This window comes from Pelagibacterium montanilacus (assembly GCF_003992665.1).
GTDB lineage: Bacteria > Pseudomonadota > Alphaproteobacteria > Rhizobiales > Devosiaceae > Pelagibacterium > Pelagibacterium montanilacus.
The window spans coordinates 337,848-353,496 of the sequence record NZ_RZMX01000059.1; the positions used below are offsets into that span (position 1 = coordinate 337,848).

Annotated in this window: 14 protein-coding genes; 11 read left to right on the plus strand and 3 right to left on the minus strand. The window is 64.4% G+C overall.

Annotated features, from left to right (window positions below):
* Positions 1-138: 138 nt before the first annotated feature.
* Positions 139-618 carry an Lrp/AsnC family transcriptional regulator gene (locus EO136_RS17645; RefSeq protein WP_127145705.1) on the plus strand — a complete coding sequence of 160 codons (480 nt, stop codon included), beginning with the start codon at positions 139-141 and terminating at the stop codon, positions 616-618.
* Between the two features lie 6 nt (positions 619-624).
* Here the strand turns inward: EO136_RS17645 and moaA are convergent, their stop codons facing one another.
* A complete protein-coding gene (moaA, locus tag EO136_RS17650; protein ID WP_127145706.1) occupies positions 625-1,644 on the minus strand; it encodes a GTP 3',8-cyclase MoaA in 1,020 nt (339 codons plus the stop codon).
* A gap of 68 nt (positions 1,645-1,712) precedes the next feature.
* Positions 1,713-2,306, minus strand: coding sequence for a L,D-transpeptidase (locus EO136_RS17655; RefSeq protein ID WP_127145707.1), 594 nt, complete (start codon positions 2,304-2,306; stop codon positions 1,713-1,715).
* Between the two features lie 250 nt (positions 2,307-2,556).
* On the opposite strand from EO136_RS17655, the gene rpiA reads away from it, so the two are divergent.
* The 7 genes from rpiA to gltX all read left to right on the plus strand — a co-directional run bounded on the left by rpiA (position 2,557) and on the right by gltX (position 11,245).
* Positions 2,557-3,255 carry a ribose-5-phosphate isomerase RpiA gene (rpiA, locus tag EO136_RS17660; RefSeq protein ID WP_127145708.1) on the plus strand — a complete coding sequence of 233 codons (699 nt, stop codon included), beginning with the start codon at positions 2,557-2,559 and terminating at the stop codon, positions 3,253-3,255.
* 136 nt (positions 3,256-3,391) lie between these two features.
* Positions 3,392-3,910, plus strand: a complete 519-nt coding sequence (locus EO136_RS17665) for a DUF2059 domain-containing protein (RefSeq protein ID WP_127145709.1) — start codon at positions 3,392-3,394, stop codon at positions 3,908-3,910.
* 190 nt (positions 3,911-4,100) lie between these two features.
* Positions 4,101-5,483 carry a glutathione-disulfide reductase gene (gene gor, locus EO136_RS17670; protein WP_127145710.1) on the plus strand — a complete coding sequence of 461 codons (1,383 nt, stop codon included), beginning with the start codon at positions 4,101-4,103 and terminating at the stop codon, positions 5,481-5,483.
* 140 nt (positions 5,484-5,623) lie between these two features.
* On the plus strand, positions 5,624-7,000 hold the full coding sequence (locus EO136_RS17675; RefSeq protein ID WP_127145711.1) for a class II 3-deoxy-7-phosphoheptulonate synthase: 1,377 nt from the start codon (positions 5,624-5,626) through the stop codon (positions 6,998-7,000).
* Between the two features lie 172 nt (positions 7,001-7,172).
* A complete protein-coding gene (locus tag EO136_RS17680; RefSeq protein ID WP_127145712.1) occupies positions 7,173-8,102 on the plus strand; it encodes a hypothetical protein in 930 nt (309 codons plus the stop codon).
* Positions 8,103-8,234: 132 nt separating this feature from the next.
* Positions 8,235-9,920 (plus strand): NAD+ synthase, encoded by a 1,686-nt coding sequence (locus tag EO136_RS17685; protein WP_164730679.1) that lies wholly within the window; start codon positions 8,235-8,237, stop codon positions 9,918-9,920.
* Positions 9,917-11,245, plus strand: a complete 1,329-nt coding sequence (gltX, locus tag EO136_RS17690; protein ID WP_127145714.1) for a glutamate--tRNA ligase — start codon at positions 9,917-9,919, stop codon at positions 11,243-11,245. Before EO136_RS17685 ends, gltX begins: the two co-directional genes overlap by 4 nt.
* Here the strand turns inward: gltX and EO136_RS17695 are convergent.
* Positions 11,190-12,098 (minus strand): DUF2865 domain-containing protein, encoded by a 909-nt coding sequence (locus EO136_RS17695; protein ID WP_164730680.1) that lies wholly within the window; start codon positions 12,096-12,098, stop codon positions 11,190-11,192. The two genes, gltX and EO136_RS17695, sit on opposite strands and share 56 nt — an antisense overlap.
* Positions 12,099-12,242: 144 nt before the next feature.
* Here EO136_RS17695 and EO136_RS17700 point away from each other — a divergent pair, with 144 nt between their 5' ends.
* From EO136_RS17700 to cysS, 3 genes are all read left to right on the plus strand, one after another.
* Positions 12,243-13,250 carry a fumarylacetoacetate hydrolase family protein gene (locus EO136_RS17700; RefSeq protein ID WP_127145716.1) on the plus strand — a complete coding sequence of 336 codons (1,008 nt, stop codon included), beginning with the start codon at positions 12,243-12,245 and terminating at the stop codon, positions 13,248-13,250.
* 107 nt (positions 13,251-13,357) lie between these two features.
* Entirely contained in the window at positions 13,358-13,786 is a 429-nt protein-coding gene (locus EO136_RS17705; protein WP_127145717.1) for a cytochrome c, read from the plus strand.
* Between the two features lie 250 nt (positions 13,787-14,036).
* Entirely contained in the window at positions 14,037-15,497 is a 1,461-nt protein-coding gene (cysS, locus tag EO136_RS17710; RefSeq protein WP_127145718.1) for a cysteine--tRNA ligase, read from the plus strand.
* Positions 15,498-15,649 lie beyond the last annotated feature (152 nt).

Genomic DNA, 15,649 nt, shown 5'->3' on the forward strand with positions numbered 1-15,649 from the left:
ATGCGAAGCGTGCCCATTTTGCGCGATCGTCTTGACATCGGCCCGGCCTGACAATCAAATACGGCTCCGAGGCGGACAATTTTCCAATGGGCGCGTAAATCAGACCGCACATGGAAATACTATTTCAAGGGGCCAAGCATGGCGCTCGACAAGCTCGATCGCAAGATACTCCAGCTGTTGCAGAAGGATGCCACCATGCCGGTGGCGGAGATCGGCCGGAAGGTGGGGCTGTCGACCACGCCCTGTTGGCGCCGAATCCAGAAAATGGAAGAAGAGGGGATCATCAAGCGCCGTGTTGCGGTTCTCGATCCCGCCAAGGTCAATGCCGGCGTCACCGTTTTCGTCGCTGTGCGCACCAATGAGCACAACGATGCGTGGCTCCGCAAATTCGCTGCCGCGGTCGAGGAATTCACCGAAGTGGTCGAGTTCTATCGCATGAGCGGGGAGGTCGATTACCTCCTGCGCGTCGTGGTGCCCTCGATCCAGGCCTATGATGTCTTTTACAAAAAGCTGATCTCGCGAATCGCGCTCACCGATGTGAGCTCGTCGTTCGCCATGGAGCAGATCAAGTACACCACGGCCCTGCCGCTCGAATACGCGCTGGTCGACGAGAAATAGGTCCGGTCAGCCGCCGGTCACCGACATGTGCCGCGCCACGGCCGGCGCCAGCGCCTGACGATCCACCACGAAGTCATGGCCCTTGGGCTTGGCGATCATCGCCGCGTCGAGCGCCGCATCGAGCGCCGTAACGCCGCCTTCGCGCAGGGCCCGCCGCAGATCGACGCGATCATCCTGACCCAGGCACATGTAGAGCTGGCCGGTGCAGGTCAGGCGCACCCGATTGCAGCTTTCGCAGAAATTATGGCTCAGCGGGGTGATGAACCCGATCGTGCCGCCGGTCTCGGCCACGCGCATGTAGCGGGCAGGGCCTCCGGTGCGCTTTGCGATCGGCTCGAGCGTATAGCGCTCGGCCAGCCGGTCGCGGACCTCGCGCAGCGAAAGATGGGTGTCGTGTCGGTCCAGCGCCACATCGCCCAAAGGCATGGCTTCGATCAGGGTCAGCTCCATGCCCTCGGAATGCGCCCAGTCGAGCATGGGCACGATCTCGGCCTCGTTCACGCCCTTGAGCGCCACCATGTTCAACTTGACCGCGAGCCCGGCCGAACGCGCCGCCGCGATGCCGTCCAGCACCTGGGGCAGGCGCCCCCTGCGGGTGATCTCGGCGAACTTGTCCGCGTCGAGCGTGTCGAGCGAGACGTTGACGCGCTTGACCCCGAGGCCGGCGAGTGTTTCGGCATGGCGCGCGAGCTGGCTGCCATTGGTGGTGAGGGTGACTTCCTCGAGGGCGCCGGTGAGCAGGTGTTCCTGGCAAAGCGCCTCGATCAGTTTCATGATGTCGCGACGCACCAGCGGCTCGCCGCCCGTGAGCCGCACCTTGCGGACTCCACGGGCCACGAAAGTCGAAACGATCGTGCGGATTTCCTCGAAGCTGAGAACTTCCGACTTGGGCAGGAACGTCATGTCCTCGCCCATGCAATAAGTGCAACGGAAATCGCACCGGTCGGTGACCGATATGCGCAGATACGTCACATGACGGCCATAGCTGTCAACGAGGGGACGATCGGTTGGGTAATGCACTGCCATGGGGCTCAACATAGGTGTTCCGGACCGGCGATCATAGCCGGTCCGGTCAAAATATGCCCCTGGGGCGATCAGTGCCTGACGATCACCCGGCTGCCGACCTCGACGCGCTCGTAGAGGTCCGTGATGTCCTCATTGGTGAGACGGATGCAGCCCGAGGAGACGGCCTGGCCGATCGACCAGGGCTCGGACGTCCCGTGCAGACGGTAATAGGACGAACCGATATAGAGCGCCCGCGCGCCGAGCGGATTTTCCGGCCCGCCTTCCATGAAGCGCGGCAGCGAGGGATCGCGCCGGATCATGTTCTCGGTCGGGCGCCAGCTGGGCCATTCGGCCTTGCGCGAAATCCGGTTCGTGCCGGCCCAGGTGAAGCCTTCCTTGCCCACGCCCACCCCGTACTTCACGGCCTGGCCATTGCCCAGCACGTAGTATAGGCGACGCTCGGAGGTCTCGACGATGATGGTGCCGGGCGCGTGGTTTTCGCCATAGGCGACGATCTCGCGCGGGATCGGGTTGTGCGAAGGAGCTGCCGAAGCGCCTGGAACGTCGATGAACGCGCCGGTGCGTGAATCGTAGACCCGGGTCTGGGCCTGTGCGGCGCCAAGGCCGGCAAGCACCATGACGAGCGCCAGAACCAGTCTGCCGGTAGATTTCAGTGAAGTCATTGCCAATACGAGCCCCTTCGATAACGAGCGCGACCACCCGTCGCAGTCCCTGATGGCTGCTTATGCGGTTGGCGCGCGGGGCGGAAGATGGATCAAGCGCTTTTGACCGCTCGAGCAGGCACTGACCGGCCCGAGTGTTGCAAGCGGGAAACAAAATGGCCGCTGGTGGCCACCCGTCTCCGCCTGACGGATGATTGACATCGGTGAGCGAGCGCAACAAGGGTGCGCCATCAGGGGCCGGGAGAAGCAGATGAGCGAGCACCTCAAGAAGGAGGCCGCGCGGGCGGCACTGTCGGAACTCTCGTCGGGCATGCGGATCGGACTGGGCACGGGCTCGACCGCCGCCCATTTCGTCGATCTGCTCGGGGACATGGTGGCCGAGGGCTTCGCGTGCATCTGCGTGCCGACCTCCGAGGCGACGGCCCGTCAGGCCCGGGAGCGCAACATTGCACTGGCCACGCTCGACGAGATCGAAAGGCTCGATGTGACGGTCGACGGCACCGACGAGATCGACGCCGATTTCCAGCTCATCAAGGGCGGTGGCGGTGCGCTGCTGCGCGAAAAGATCGTCGCGGCCGCATCTGACCGCATGGTGGTCATCGCCGATTCGTCCAAGCGCGTGGAGGCGCTGGGCCGGTTCCCGCTTCCCGTGGAAGTCAACGCCTTCGGTCTCGGGGCGACGCTCGCAGCGATCCGCGCGGTGATGGCTGCCCACACCGCCCAAGGGGAGGCCGTCATCCGGCAGGGCGCGGACGGCGGGCGGTTCGTAACCGATGGCGGTCACCTGATCGTGGACGCATCATTTGGCCGCATTTCGGACGCAAAGGACCTTTCCCATGCGCTCCTGGACATTCCGGGGGTTGTCCAGCACGGGCTGTTTCTGGGACTGTGCCAGGAGGCCTATCTCGCAGCGCCCGATGGCGTGGTCCGGATGTCCGGCGGGAGGTGATGGGCACGCACCCGGCCATGTCCCGATAGCTGCGGGGCGAGGAGCCTGGAAAAGGAAATCTGAGCCGCACATCGGATCGGGGTTCGATGATGGAAGGCTCTTGCAGGAACGCAATTCGTCAGAGGAACGATAGCACATGACAATCATGCCGAACGCGCGCCGCTGGCCGCTTGCCATTCTGCTCGCAGGATCCATGGCGCTTGGAGCGCTGATGCCGGCCAAGGCGCAGCAGGAAATCTCGCCCGAGCATCTCGCGCTCGCGGTCGAATACGCCCAGATGACCGACCGCGGCCGGGTCTATGAAACCACGCTGGTCGAACTCGGTGTCTCCACCATGCGCACGCTCGTCCAGCAGGACCCCGATCTCATCGATCCACTGCCCGAGGCCGTTCAGGCGGTGGTGGACCAGTACATGGTCGACAAGGACGAGCTGTTCTCCCTGTTTGGGCGGGTCTATGCCACCCGGTTCACCCAGGAAGAGCTCCAGGAGATCATCGGCTTCTACCGCTCCGATACCGGCCAGAAGCTTCTCGGCAGCAACCGTGCGATCAACCAGGACATGCAGCGCGTTCTGGGCGTCTGGGAGAGCAATGCCCGGGGCGAGTTCATGTCACGCGTGCGCACTGTGCTTCGCGAAGCCGGCCACAACGTGTAAGAGCCGCGCCGCCCGCGCCAGACCGGCCCCTCGCCTTGTGCGGGGGGCTTTTTTATGCCAACCGGTTTCGGCGCACGATATGCCAGCGCGCTTCCTTCAAGGGCTCCATGAGTCCTGATCCGCTCCGGAAGCGTGACGTTTCCAACCCACTGGGGCTCCTTTGCTCCAGGCCGCAGTTTCGAGGACGCGCATGGAAAAGACATTCGATCTCGTGGTGATCGGGGGCGGCTCGGGCGGCGTCCGTGCGGCGCGCATGGCGGCCGGATTTGGCGCCAGGGTCGCGCTGGTCGAGGAGTTCCGGTACGGCGGCACCTGCGTCATCCGGGGCTGCGTGCCCAAGAAGCTCTTGGTCTTTGCGTCCCGCTTCGCCGATACCTTCGACATCGCGCCCAGCTTCGGCTGGCAGGTCGATGCCAGGTTCGACTGGCCGACGCTGATTGCCAACAAGGACCGCGAGATCGACCGGCTCGAAAAGATCTACGGCACTCTGCTCGAGGCCGCGGGGGTCACAGCCATCAAGGACCGGGCGACGATCACCGGGCCCAATACCGTCAGGCTGGATTCGGGCGACGAGCTGCACGCCGAGCACATTCTGGTGGCCACGGGAGGCACGCCGTTCACCCCGGCGATCGAGGGCGCCGAGCTGGGCATCAGCTCCAATGAGGCGTTCCATCTCGAGCAGCTCCCCAAGTCGATCCTGATCGAAGGCGGGGGCTATATCGCGGTCGAGTTCGCGACCATCTTTGCCGGACTGGGGTCGGAAGTGACACTCATCTACCGGCGCGACAAGATCCTGCGCGGCTTCGACATGGATGTGCGCGACTGCGTGGAAGACGGGCTCCATCAGCGTGGCGTGCGGTTCCGCTACGGCTACCACACCGCAAAGCTCGCAAAGCAGGATGACGGCAAGGTCTGTGTTTCATTCTCCAATGGGGAGGAAGCCCCGTTCGACGCGGTCATGTTCGCCACCGGACGGCACCCCAACACCAAGGGCCTCGGGCTCGAGAACGCCGGAGTGGAATGCGACCAGACCGGAGCCATCGTCGTTGACGAATATTCCCGGTCGTCCTGTCCCTCGATCCACGCGGTGGGCGACGTGACCGGCAGGGCAGCGCTGACGCCGGTGGCCATCCGCGAGGGCGCAGCTTTCGCCCAGACGGTCTTTCATCACACCCCGACCACGGTGCCCTACGATCTCATTCCTACGGCGGTCTTTTCCGAACCCGAAGTGGGCACGGTCGGGCTTTCCGAGGAGGACGCGGCCAGCCGCTACCGTTCCATCGACGTCTATGTGGCGCGGTTCCGGCCCATGCAGAACACGCTTTCGGACCGGCCCGAAAAGATGATGCTCAAGCTCATCACCGAGACCGCGAGCGGACGGGTGCTTGGCTGCCATATCGCCGGGCCGGGGGCGGGGGAGATGATCCAGCTTGTCGCCATTCCGATGGGCATGGGCGCCACCAAGGCCGATTTCGACCGCACCGTCGCGGTCCATCCCACCGCTGCCGAAGAACTGGTGACCCTCAAGGCGCCGTCCTATTGCATCATCGATGGTGAGAAGAAGACAGCGTGACCGATCTGCCGCACCCGCGGCGGACAGGCACCCTGTTCTACTATAGAATGCTTGGCATGGGACGGTTAGCTTGGTAGACCGCCTCACCCGTCCGGTTTTCCGGACGGCGATCATGCCGATTTTGAACAGTGAGTGAAACGATGAGCACGTGGACGCCTGACAGCTGGAGGACAAAGCCAATCCTGCAGGTCCCGACCTATCCGAGCACCACAGAGCTCGAGGCGGTAGAGGCCCGTCTGTCCTCGTTTCCCCCGCTGGTTTTTGCAGGCGAGGCCCGTGATCTCAAGGCACATCTCGCCGAGGTCGCAAGGGGAAAGGCCTTCCTTCTCCAGGGTGGTGACTGCGCCGAAAGCTTTGCCGAACACCACGCGGACCATATCCGCGATTTCTTCCGCGTCTTTTTGCAGATGGCGGTGGTGCTGACCCATGGCGCCTCAAAGCCCGTGGTCAAGGTCGGCCGCATCGCTGGCCAGTTCGCCAAGCCGCGCTCGGCGGATACCGAGACCATCGACGGGGTGGAGCTGCCCTCCTACCGTGGCGACATCATCAACGGGATCGACTTCACGCCCGAAGCGCGGATTCCCGATCCCAACCGCCAGCTCGAAGCGTACCGCCAGTCGGCGGCGACGCTGAACCTGCTGCGCGCGTTTTCCGCAGGCGGCTTTGCCAATCTCTCGCGCGTCCATGAATGGACCATGGGCTTCATGAAGGATTCCAACTGGTACCCGCGCTATGAAGAGGTTGCCAGGAAGATCGACAACGCCATCGAATTCCTGGGAGCACTAGGACTCAACCCCGAAAACACCCCGGTCCTGCGCGAAACCAAGTTCTTCACCTCCCACGAAGCCCTTCTTCTGGGCTACGAGGAAGCGATGACCCGTCGCGACTCGATCACCAGCGACTGGTACGCGACCTCCGGGCATATGCTCTGGATCGGCGATCGCACGCGCAATCCCGACCATGGGCATGTGGAATACTTCTCGGGTATCAAGAACCCGATCGGGGTCAAGTGCGGGCCCTCGCTCACGAGCGAAGACCTCAAGCGCCTGATGGACACGCTCAACCCCAAGGACGAGGCCGGTCGCCTGACGCTGATCGCCCGGTTCGGGTCGGACAAGGTCGAGGAACACCTGCCGCGGCTGATCGAGACTGTGAAGTCTGAAGGCCGCACGGTGGTCTGGTGCTGCGATCCCATGCACGGGAACGTCATCAAGGCCTCCTCGGGCTTCAAGACCCGGCCATTCGACCGCATCCTTTCGGAGGTCAAGCAGTTCTTCGACATCCATCGCCAGATGGGCACCATCGCCGGTGGCGTGCATGTGGAGATGACCGGGCGCGACGTGACCGAGTGCACCGGTGGCGTGTCGGCGGTGACCGAGGCCACGCTCTCGGATCGCTACCACACCCATTGCGACCCGCGCCTCAATGCCTCCCAGGCATTGGAGCTGGCGTTCCTGATTGCCGAGGAGATGCAGAGCCAGCGCACGGGAGAGCCCGCGCAGGCGGTCGGGTACTAAAGCCCAGCCCACCGGCATTCCGACGATTTCATCGAGCGCCCGCGGACCCGTCCGCGGGCGCTTGTCTTTGTCCAGCCGGGGCATTCCGGCCAGCTTCGCTTTAGCGCGCTGTTAACCCTAACAGGCGCATAAACGGTCTTCTGTTACTGGTATCCGCGTATCGGAGATGAGCATGGCCCGTATCGTTGTTGCACTGGCGGCAGGCGCCGCGGTCTGTACTGCCGCACTTCCTGCGCTGGCGGCAGACTGGGGGACCGGAGAGCCGATCTTCAAGCAGGCCTACGCCATCGACCACGAGCCGGCGACCCCGCTCACCTTCGAGGCCGGTCTGCGCTATTTTTACGGGCAGGGAAGCCACCGCGCCGATTTTGGTGGCGGGGAGACCCACGAGGCCGATGATTCGAGCCATTTCGTCGAGCTGCACGGCCGGATCGACGATGCCGTCACCAAGACCTACCTGCTCGGCAATCTCGGCTATGCCGCGATCATCGACGGGACCTATAGCGGGCCTACAGGAGGCGAGCAGGAAACCAGTTCGGGCCGCATCGCCTATGGCAGCGCCGATTTCGGCTACATTCCCTACCAGACCGAGCCTTTGGCGATCGGCGGCTTCGTCGGCTACCAGTACCTCAACGAATCCATAGATATGGGCCGCTCGGAATTCTACACCAGCTCGGGGGGAGGGGACAGCGAGCCCAACATGCTCGAGGTGCACGGACTGCGTCTGGGCATCACCGGGCAGGCTCGCATAAACGACATCTTCGACATACGAGTCGACGCCGCCGCCATTCCCTACGCCGCGCTGAACGGCACCTACGGCGCGTTCGGCCCGGGCGTGAACGGCACCGATCCGGGACAGGGGTCGGCGGCCACCATCACCGGGCACCTCTATGGCGGATCGCTCGAGGCCATGGTCGGGGTGCAGGCCACCGAGAACATCATGATCAGGGCCGGCGCGCGGGGCTACTATCTGACCGGCCCCACCGAAACCTATTACGAGCGGCGCGATGCTGACGGCGACAACGCGCAAGGCTTTGTCCGCGAGGGCGAGATCGAGCTGATGCGCTGGGGTCCTGTCATCGAGCTGACCGGCACGTTCTGACCGATCTTCCATGATCCGTGGAAGGGCTGGCCATGTGCCGGCCCTTTTTGTTTGGCCCGCAGCAATGGCGAGGGGCCGACGCTTGCCCCGGGCAGTGGCTCAAGATAAGTCTTGCGCCGCCTTGTATCGCCAATGGACATTTGCCCCGTGACAGATCGACTCCGCATCGCGCTGGCCCAGCTCAATCCCAAAGTGGGGGCCATCTCGGCCAATCTCGAGCGTGGCCGGACGGCCATCGCCGCCGCCGAGGCCGAGGGCGCCGACATCCTGATGTTCACGGAACTGTTCCTCACCGGCTATTTCCCCGAGGACCTCCTGTTCAAGCGCCAGTTCGTCACAGAGGCCATGCAGGCGGCCAAAACGCTGGCCCGGGAAACGGCGGGCCGAGAAGTGTCCGTGCTGCTGCCCACCATCTGGTCGGTCGATGGCAAGCTCTTCAATTCGGTGCTCCTGATCGAGGACGGCGCGATCATCGACCGGCGCGACAAGGTCGAGCTGCCCAATAACGACGTCTTCTACGAAGCCCGCTATTTCACGCCCGGCGCCTTGCCCGAGCCTATGACCATCAAGGGGCTTTCGGTCGGCGTGCCCATCTGCGAGGACGTCTGGCACGAGCGGGTCTGCGCCCATCTTGCGGCAGCCGGTTCGGAAATCCTGCTGTGCCCCAACGGCTCGCCCTACTGGCGCAACAAGCAGCGCCTGCGCATCGAACTCGTGCGCGACCGCGTGGCGAGCAGCGGCCTGCCGCTTCTCTATCTCAATCAGGTCGGCGGACAGGACGAACTGGTCTTTGACGGCGCGTCCTTCGGGGTCAATCCGGACGGCTCGCTCGCCTTCCAGGGCAAGAGCTTTGTCGAGGACATGGTCCTCTCGGACTGGGAAAAGGGCGAGAAGGGCTGGCATTGCGCGGCCGGTCGGGTCACCGATCTCGTGCCGATCAACGAGGCGCCCTGGCATGCGGCGATGCTTGGCCTGCGCGATTACGTGGAAAAGAACGGATTCACCAAGGTTGTCCTCGGCCTTTCGGGCGGCATCGACTCGGCGATCGTGGCCGCCATCGCCGTCGATGCCATCGGCGCCGAGAACGTGCACTGCATCATGCTGCCCTATCGCTACACCTCCCAGGAGAGCCTGCGCGACGCAAAGGCCTGCGCCCAGACCCTCGGGGTGCGCTATGACATCGTGCCCATCGGCGGCCCCGTCGAGGCGGCCAACGATGCGCTGGGCGGGCTGTTTGCCGGCCTCGAACCCGACATCACCGAGGAAAACCTGCAGTCGCGCATGCGCGGAACCATCCTGATGGCGGTGTCCAACAAGCTCGGTGCGCTGCTCATAACCACGGGCAACAAGTCCGAGATTGCCGTGGGTTATGCCACGATCTATGGCGACATGAACGGCGCCTACAATCCCATCAAGGACATGCTCAAGACTCAGGTTTACGAGCTGGCCGCATGGCGCAATTCCTACCAGCCGACCGATGTGCGGGGCCCCGCGGGCATCGTCATCCCGCCCGAGATCATCACCAAGGCCCCGAGCGCCGAGTTGCGCCCCGATCAGACCGACCAGGATTCGCTGCCCCCCTACGCGGTGCTGGACGCCATCATCGAAGGGCTGATCGAGGAGGAAGCCTCGATCGCCGATCTGGTGGCGCGCGGCTTTGAGCAAGATCTGGTGCGCCGGGTCGAGCGCCTGATCTACATCGCCGAATTCAAGCGCCGTCAGGCCGCGCCCGGCCCCAAGATCAGCGCCAAGGCATTCGGCATCGGACGCAAATACCCGATCACGTCGGGCTACCGCGACGGGAGCATCGCGCGATGAGTGTCGTCGTCCGCTATGCTCCGTCCCCGACCGGCAAACTCCATCCGGGCAATGCCCGGCCCGCGATCCTCAATTGGCTGTTCGCGCGCCGCCATGCCGGCAGCTTCATCCTGCGGTTCGACGATACCGATACGGCCCGCTCCACCGAGGCTTTCGCCCGGGGCATCGAGGCTGACCTCGATTGGCTCGGCATCGTGCCCGACCGTACGGTGCGCCAGTCCGACCGCGTCGCGCTCCACGACGCGGCCCGCGACCGGCTGATTGCCGATGGCCGGCTCTACCCGTGCTATGAAACCGCCGACGAGCTCGACCGCAAGCGCAAGCGCGCCCGTGCGCTGGGCCGCCCGCCCATTTACGACCGCGCGGCGCTGGCGCTGACGGCAGAGGATCGGGAACGCCTCGAAGCGGAGGGCCGCAGGCCGCACTGGCGATTCCGGCTCGAGGGCAGGGCGGTGACCTTCACCGATCTGGTGCGCGGCGAGCAGACCGTGAACACCGATGCCATGTCCGATCCCGTTCTGGTGCGCGAGGACGGCAGCTATCTCTATACGCTCCCCTCGGTCGTCGACGACATGGAGCTCGGCGTCACCCATGTCATTCGTGGCGAAGATCACGTCTCCAACACCGGCGCCCAGATCGAGCTGTTCGAGGCGTTGGGCGGCACCGTGCCGGTCTTTGCGCACCACAACCTCCTCACCGATTCTGAAGGGCAGGGGTTTTCCAAGCGCCTGGGCTCGCTCTCGCTCGAGGACCTGCGCGCCCAGGGCTATGAGGCGCTGGCCGTCGCGATCATGGCTTCTGTCACCGGAACCAGCCTGCCGGTCGAACCCTATGAGAGCCTCGACGCCATCGCCGAGAAGCTCGATTTCTCGATGATTTCCCACGGCGCCGCGCGCTTCGATCTCAACGAACTGGCGGGCCTCAACGCCCGCATGCTGCACACGATGAGCTTCGAAGTTGCAAGAGATCGCCTTGCGCGTTTCGGTGTCGACAGCGAGGAGATGTGGCTCGCCCTGCGCCCCAACATCATCCGTCTGCCCGAGATCGCAGACCTCGCGACCCTCGTGTCCGGTCCCGTGACTCCCGTCGTCGCCGACGAGGATCGCGAGTTCATCGCCGAGGCCCGGGACGCACTTCCGCCCGAGCCCTGGGACGAGAGCACCTGGAAAAGCTGGACCGACGCGCTCAAGGCCCGTACCGGGCGCAAGGGCAAAGGGTTGTTCCTGCCGCTGCGGCTGGCGTTGACGGGCCGGGCCGATGGCCCTGAACTCAGGACGCTTCTTCCGCTTGTGGGACGTAAGGCGTCTGCGGACCGACTATCCTGACCGGCCGATCCCCGAAATGGACGATGTTGAGCTCGGTAGGCTCGCCGACTGCCTCGCCGGTCGCGGCGGCAGAAGCGCTGGCTTCGGCCTGACGGGGGTCGCGGCGCGGTAGGGGCACGTCGGCCGTCTCGAAGGGCAGAACCGCTTCCGATTGCCCCGGCTGGCCGGAAAACGCGACCATCTCGGTCTCGGGGCGCCTGCACGAGCAGGACTTGTCGACGCGTTCGCGGTACAGGAACGCGTAGGGCGCTGAGCGATAGGGCGCCCCCGACAGCGAGATCATGTCCTCGGGCTGTTCGCCGGGATTGCGATACGAGAACAACAGCACGTCGCTGCCCGGGCACATCTCGTGGCACCTGATCGCGTCCTGGTTGACGTGTTCGTCGGTCGTGGAAAAGCTGATCGGCCAGAAAAAGCCGTCGCAGGTCCGCACGCACACCGTGCGCCGGGTCTGGCGGGTCGGGGCCGGTGCCGGCTGACCATAATCAAACCCCGGTTGAGCATTCTGGCCGGGCATGGGGCCGAACATCCGGTCCAGCCAGTCGCCCGGGCGCGCCTGCTGGCGCTGCTGGCCACCACCGGCGCCGCAGTTGAACCGGTTGAAGTCCGAGATGAATGCCGCGCGCTGCTGGGTGAGGTTCTGCCCCACCATCGAGCGGCTCTGCGGATTGCCCGAATTGTGCGCCCTGAAGGTTGGGTCGGCCTCTATGTCGCGGATCATCGAGGCGAGTTCGGTGCACGCGTCGACCTGCGCTTGCGCCGGCTGGATCGCCGACACGGCGAGCCCACCGAACGCCAGAAGGCCGAGCGTCAGCCTTCTGGCCCATAGAGAAATCGCTTGCGCCTGATTCATCACATCCGCTACCCGTGGGCCAGACAAACGCGCCCGGCCATTCATCGATCCCCCAGCCGAGGAATAATAATCCAGGCGCGGTATGCACCGTCTTAACGTTACGCGAACCCCTGTCAGGTGAATTGTCCCCATGAGACTCGTTGCATGAAACTCGCGAGCCTGCGCAATGGACGGCCAGACGGGCATCTGGTCATCGTGTCGAGCGACCTTACCCGCTTCGTCTCGGCTGGTCGCATCGCGTCCACCCTGCAGTCGGCGCTCGATGACTGGCAGCGCTGCGCGCCCATTCTCGGCGCCGTCGCAGCCCAGCTAGACCGGCGCGAGATCGCCGGTATGCCGTTCAATCCCGCCGAGGCGCTTGCGCCACTGCCCAGGGCGTATCAGTGGATCGACGGCTCGGGCTACATGGTCCATCTCGATCGCGTGCGCTCTCTCAAGGGCAGCCGCGATCAGGGCCTGCAGGACGAACGGCCCATCATGTACCAGGGCGGCTCGGACACCCTTTCAGGCCCGCAGGCGCCCATGCTGGTTCCGTCCGACGAACTGGCCGTGGATTTCGAGGCCGAGATCGCCGTGGTTCTCTCCCGCGTGCCCATGAAGGCAACGCGCGAGGAAGCGGCCGCCGCCATCCGTCTCGTGGGTGTGTGCAACGACGTTTCGCTGCGCCGGCTTGTCGCTGCCGACCTTGAGGAGGGATTCGGCTTTTTCCACTCCAAGCCCTCGACCAGTTTTGCGCCTGTGTTCGTCACGCCCGAAGCGCTGGGCCATTGCTGGCGCGACAACCGTCTGCATCTGGCTCTGCGCGCCCATGTCAACGACAGCCTCTATGGTCAGCCCAATGCCGGGCGAGATGTGCGCTTCGACTTCGTCGACCTGATCGTGGAAGCCTCGCGCACGCGCGAATTGTCCACCGGCACCATCATCGGATCGGGCACCGTGGCCAATGCCCATGACGACATGCTGCCGCTCAAGCGTGGCGGCGTGGGCTTTGGCTGCATTGCCGAGGCGCGGGTGGTCGAAAAGCTCAAGATTGGCAAGGCGCGCACCCCCTTCCTCAAGGCAGGGGACCGGGTGCGCATCGATGCGGTCGACGCCGATGGCCGCTCGGTTTTCGGCGCTATCGATCAGACGGTCACCGTCCACAAGAGGTGAGCTAAACTTTGCGTGAGCGGCTTGGTGCCCCACGCGCTCCATGCGACGCTCTGTCTCACTTGTCCGGTTGCCGATGCGCCGGCGACCTTGAGGGACACAACGCGCCGATGAGCAGAAAACCGAAAATCTGGACGCTGGTTCTGGCGGCATCACTGGCCATAGGCGCTGGCTCGCCGGTGCTTTCCCAGGGCGAGGACGAAGTCGCCCAGCGGACGGAGCTGATGCGGTCGAACGGGATGACCCTGCGCGGCGCGGCGGACGCAACGGGCCAGGATGCCGTTGTCGCAGCGCAGACCTTCGTCGAGAATTTCACGATCCTGCCCAATCTTTTCGAGAACCCCGAGACGCTCGGCGAAACGCTGCCGGCCGCGTTCGAGAATCGCGAGGCCTTCCTGGCCCTCTTCGACGATGCGCTGGTTGCGGCCGAAGCCGCGCTCGCTGCTGCCGATGTGGCCGATCAGGAAGGATACGTCGCCAACATCAGTGCCGTGGGAGCGACATGCAGAGCCTGCCACGGTCAGTTCCGGGCCGACTGACCCGGAACGCGCTTCTCCAAAGTGCGTCATGGCGGGCGGCGCTCAGGTGCCGCCCGTTTCTTATTGCCGCTTGATTTCGCGTGCGCGAGCGTCCATGGTGCGCGCCATGAAAACCATGACCCCGATCTGCATCATCGGCTGCATCATTATCCGCTAACCACTCGTTGGCGGCGCGGTTTTCATCATCCAGACATCAGGATTGGACCCGCTGCCGGAGCGATCATTTCTGGCTGAGGGATTGACCATTCACATGTCGGCAGACGCACCAGCGCTCAGGCTTCACAACACGCTGACGCGTGCCAGGCAAGATTTCGCACCCATCGATGCGCGCAACGTTCGCATGTATGTGTGCGGGCCGACAGTCTACGATTTCGCCCATATCGGCAACGCGCGGCCCGTGATCGTCTTTGACGTCCTGTTCCGGCTTCTGCGCCATGTCTACGGCGAGAACCACGTCACCTATGTGCGCAACATCACCGACGTGGACGACAAGATCAATGCCCGCGCCGCTCGGGATTTCCCCGACCTGCCGCTCAACGACGCCATCGCCCGGGTCACCGAAACCACGGCGGCCCAGTTCCACCGCGACGTCGCCGCCCTCGGCTGCCTTGCGCCGACCCACGAGCCACGCGCGACCGCCCATATCCCCGACATGATCGCGATGATCGAGACCCTCGTGGGGCAAGGCCATGCCTATGCGGCGGGCGGCGAGGTGCTGTTCCGCGTCGGCTCGATGGAGCAGTACGGGCGGCTCTCGGGCCGCAACCTCGAGGACAACATCGCCGGCGCCCGCGTCGCGGTGGAGTCCCACAAGGAGAACCCGGCCGATTTCGTGCTCTGGAAAGCGTCAGACGCCAACGAGCCGGGCTGGGAAAGTCCCTGGGGCCGGGGCCGGCCCGGCTGGCACATCGAATGCTCGGCCATGAGCAAGGCGTTTCTGGGCGACACCTTCGACATCCACGGCGGCGGGCTGGACCTGATCTTCCCCCACCACGAAAACGAAATCGCCCAATCCTGCTGCGCCAACCAGACGCCCAATATGGCGAACGTCTGGATGCACAACGGCTATCTTCAGGTCGAAGGCCGGAAGATGAGCAAGTCCGAAGGCAATTTCGTCACCATCCACGATCTGCTGGAAACCGAGAAATTCGGTGGCCGCACCTGGCCCGGCGAAGTCCTGCGTCTCGCCATGCTGATGACCCACTACCGCGAACCGATCGACTTTTCCGTTGCGCGGCTGGAGGAGGCGGAGAACATCTGGACCCGGGTGTCTCGCCGCGCGAGTGCGGTGGATGTGGACCAGTTGCCGGAGCTGTCGCTGGAACTGCAAGACGCCCTTCTGGATGACCTGCGTATCAGCGATGCAATCAGGATAGTGGTCGGTAAAGAAAACTTAAGGTCGGACCATGGGGTCGCAATGGCTCAGGCCTTGTTGAAAATCCTCGGCGTCGGGTTGAAGCAAAATAGTCCGTCACACCATGTTATGAGGGCTGAGAGCGGTAACTATAACGTCAATACGGCGACCGTCCCGGAGATCGACGAGATCACGATTATTTCCGCGAGAGACGCCCGCCTCGAAGCCCTCGCCGCCAAGGACTTCGCCAAAGCCGACGCCATCCGCGCCGAACTGCTCGAGCAGGGCATCCAGCTCATGGACTACAAGGACCCCGAGACCGGCGAGCGCCGGACCAAATGGGAGGTCAAGCGGTGAGCGATAGACACGCCGTCCCAAGTGCGGGCGACCCGCACAAGGACCCCTCACCCCCGGCCCCTCTCCCTCAAGGGGAGAGGGGGGCGACAACGCCAGCGCCGCATTCCCCCGTGTCAGCCGAGGCGGAAAACCCCTCCGCCCCTGCGCCCAGC

Bases quoted from the DNA above. Each gene is read 5' to 3' on its own strand.
- EO136_RS17645 (WP_127145705.1), top strand. From the start codon at position 139: ATGGCGCTCGACAAGCTCGATCGCAAGATACTCCAGCTGTTGCAGAAG.
- moaA (WP_127145706.1), bottom strand. From the start codon at position 1,644: ATGGCAGTGCATTACCCAACCGATCGTCCCCTCGTTGACAGCTATGGC.
- EO136_RS17655 (WP_127145707.1), bottom strand. From the start codon at position 2,306: ATGACTTCACTGAAATCTACCGGCAGACTGGTTCTGGCGCTCGTCATG.
- rpiA (WP_127145708.1), top strand. From the start codon at position 2,557: ATGAGCGAGCACCTCAAGAAGGAGGCCGCGCGGGCGGCACTGTCGGAA.
- EO136_RS17665 (WP_127145709.1), top strand. From the start codon at position 3,392: ATGACAATCATGCCGAACGCGCGCCGCTGGCCGCTTGCCATTCTGCTC.
- gor (WP_127145710.1), top strand. From the start codon at position 4,101: ATGGAAAAGACATTCGATCTCGTGGTGATCGGGGGCGGCTCGGGCGGC.
- EO136_RS17675 (WP_127145711.1), top strand. From the start codon at position 5,624: ATGAGCACGTGGACGCCTGACAGCTGGAGGACAAAGCCAATCCTGCAG.
- EO136_RS17680 (WP_127145712.1), top strand. From the start codon at position 7,173: ATGGCCCGTATCGTTGTTGCACTGGCGGCAGGCGCCGCGGTCTGTACT.
- EO136_RS17685 (WP_164730679.1), top strand. From the start codon at position 8,235: ATGGACATTTGCCCCGTGACAGATCGACTCCGCATCGCGCTGGCCCAG.
- gltX (WP_127145714.1), top strand. From the start codon at position 9,917: ATGAGTGTCGTCGTCCGCTATGCTCCGTCCCCGACCGGCAAACTCCAT.
- EO136_RS17695 (WP_164730680.1), bottom strand. From the start codon at position 12,098: ATGAATCAGGCGCAAGCGATTTCTCTATGGGCCAGAAGGCTGACGCTC.
- EO136_RS17700 (WP_127145716.1), top strand. From the start codon at position 12,243: ATGAAACTCGCGAGCCTGCGCAATGGACGGCCAGACGGGCATCTGGTC.
- EO136_RS17705 (WP_127145717.1), top strand. From the start codon at position 13,358: ATGAGCAGAAAACCGAAAATCTGGACGCTGGTTCTGGCGGCATCACTG.
- cysS (WP_127145718.1), top strand. From the start codon at position 14,037: ATGTCGGCAGACGCACCAGCGCTCAGGCTTCACAACACGCTGACGCGT.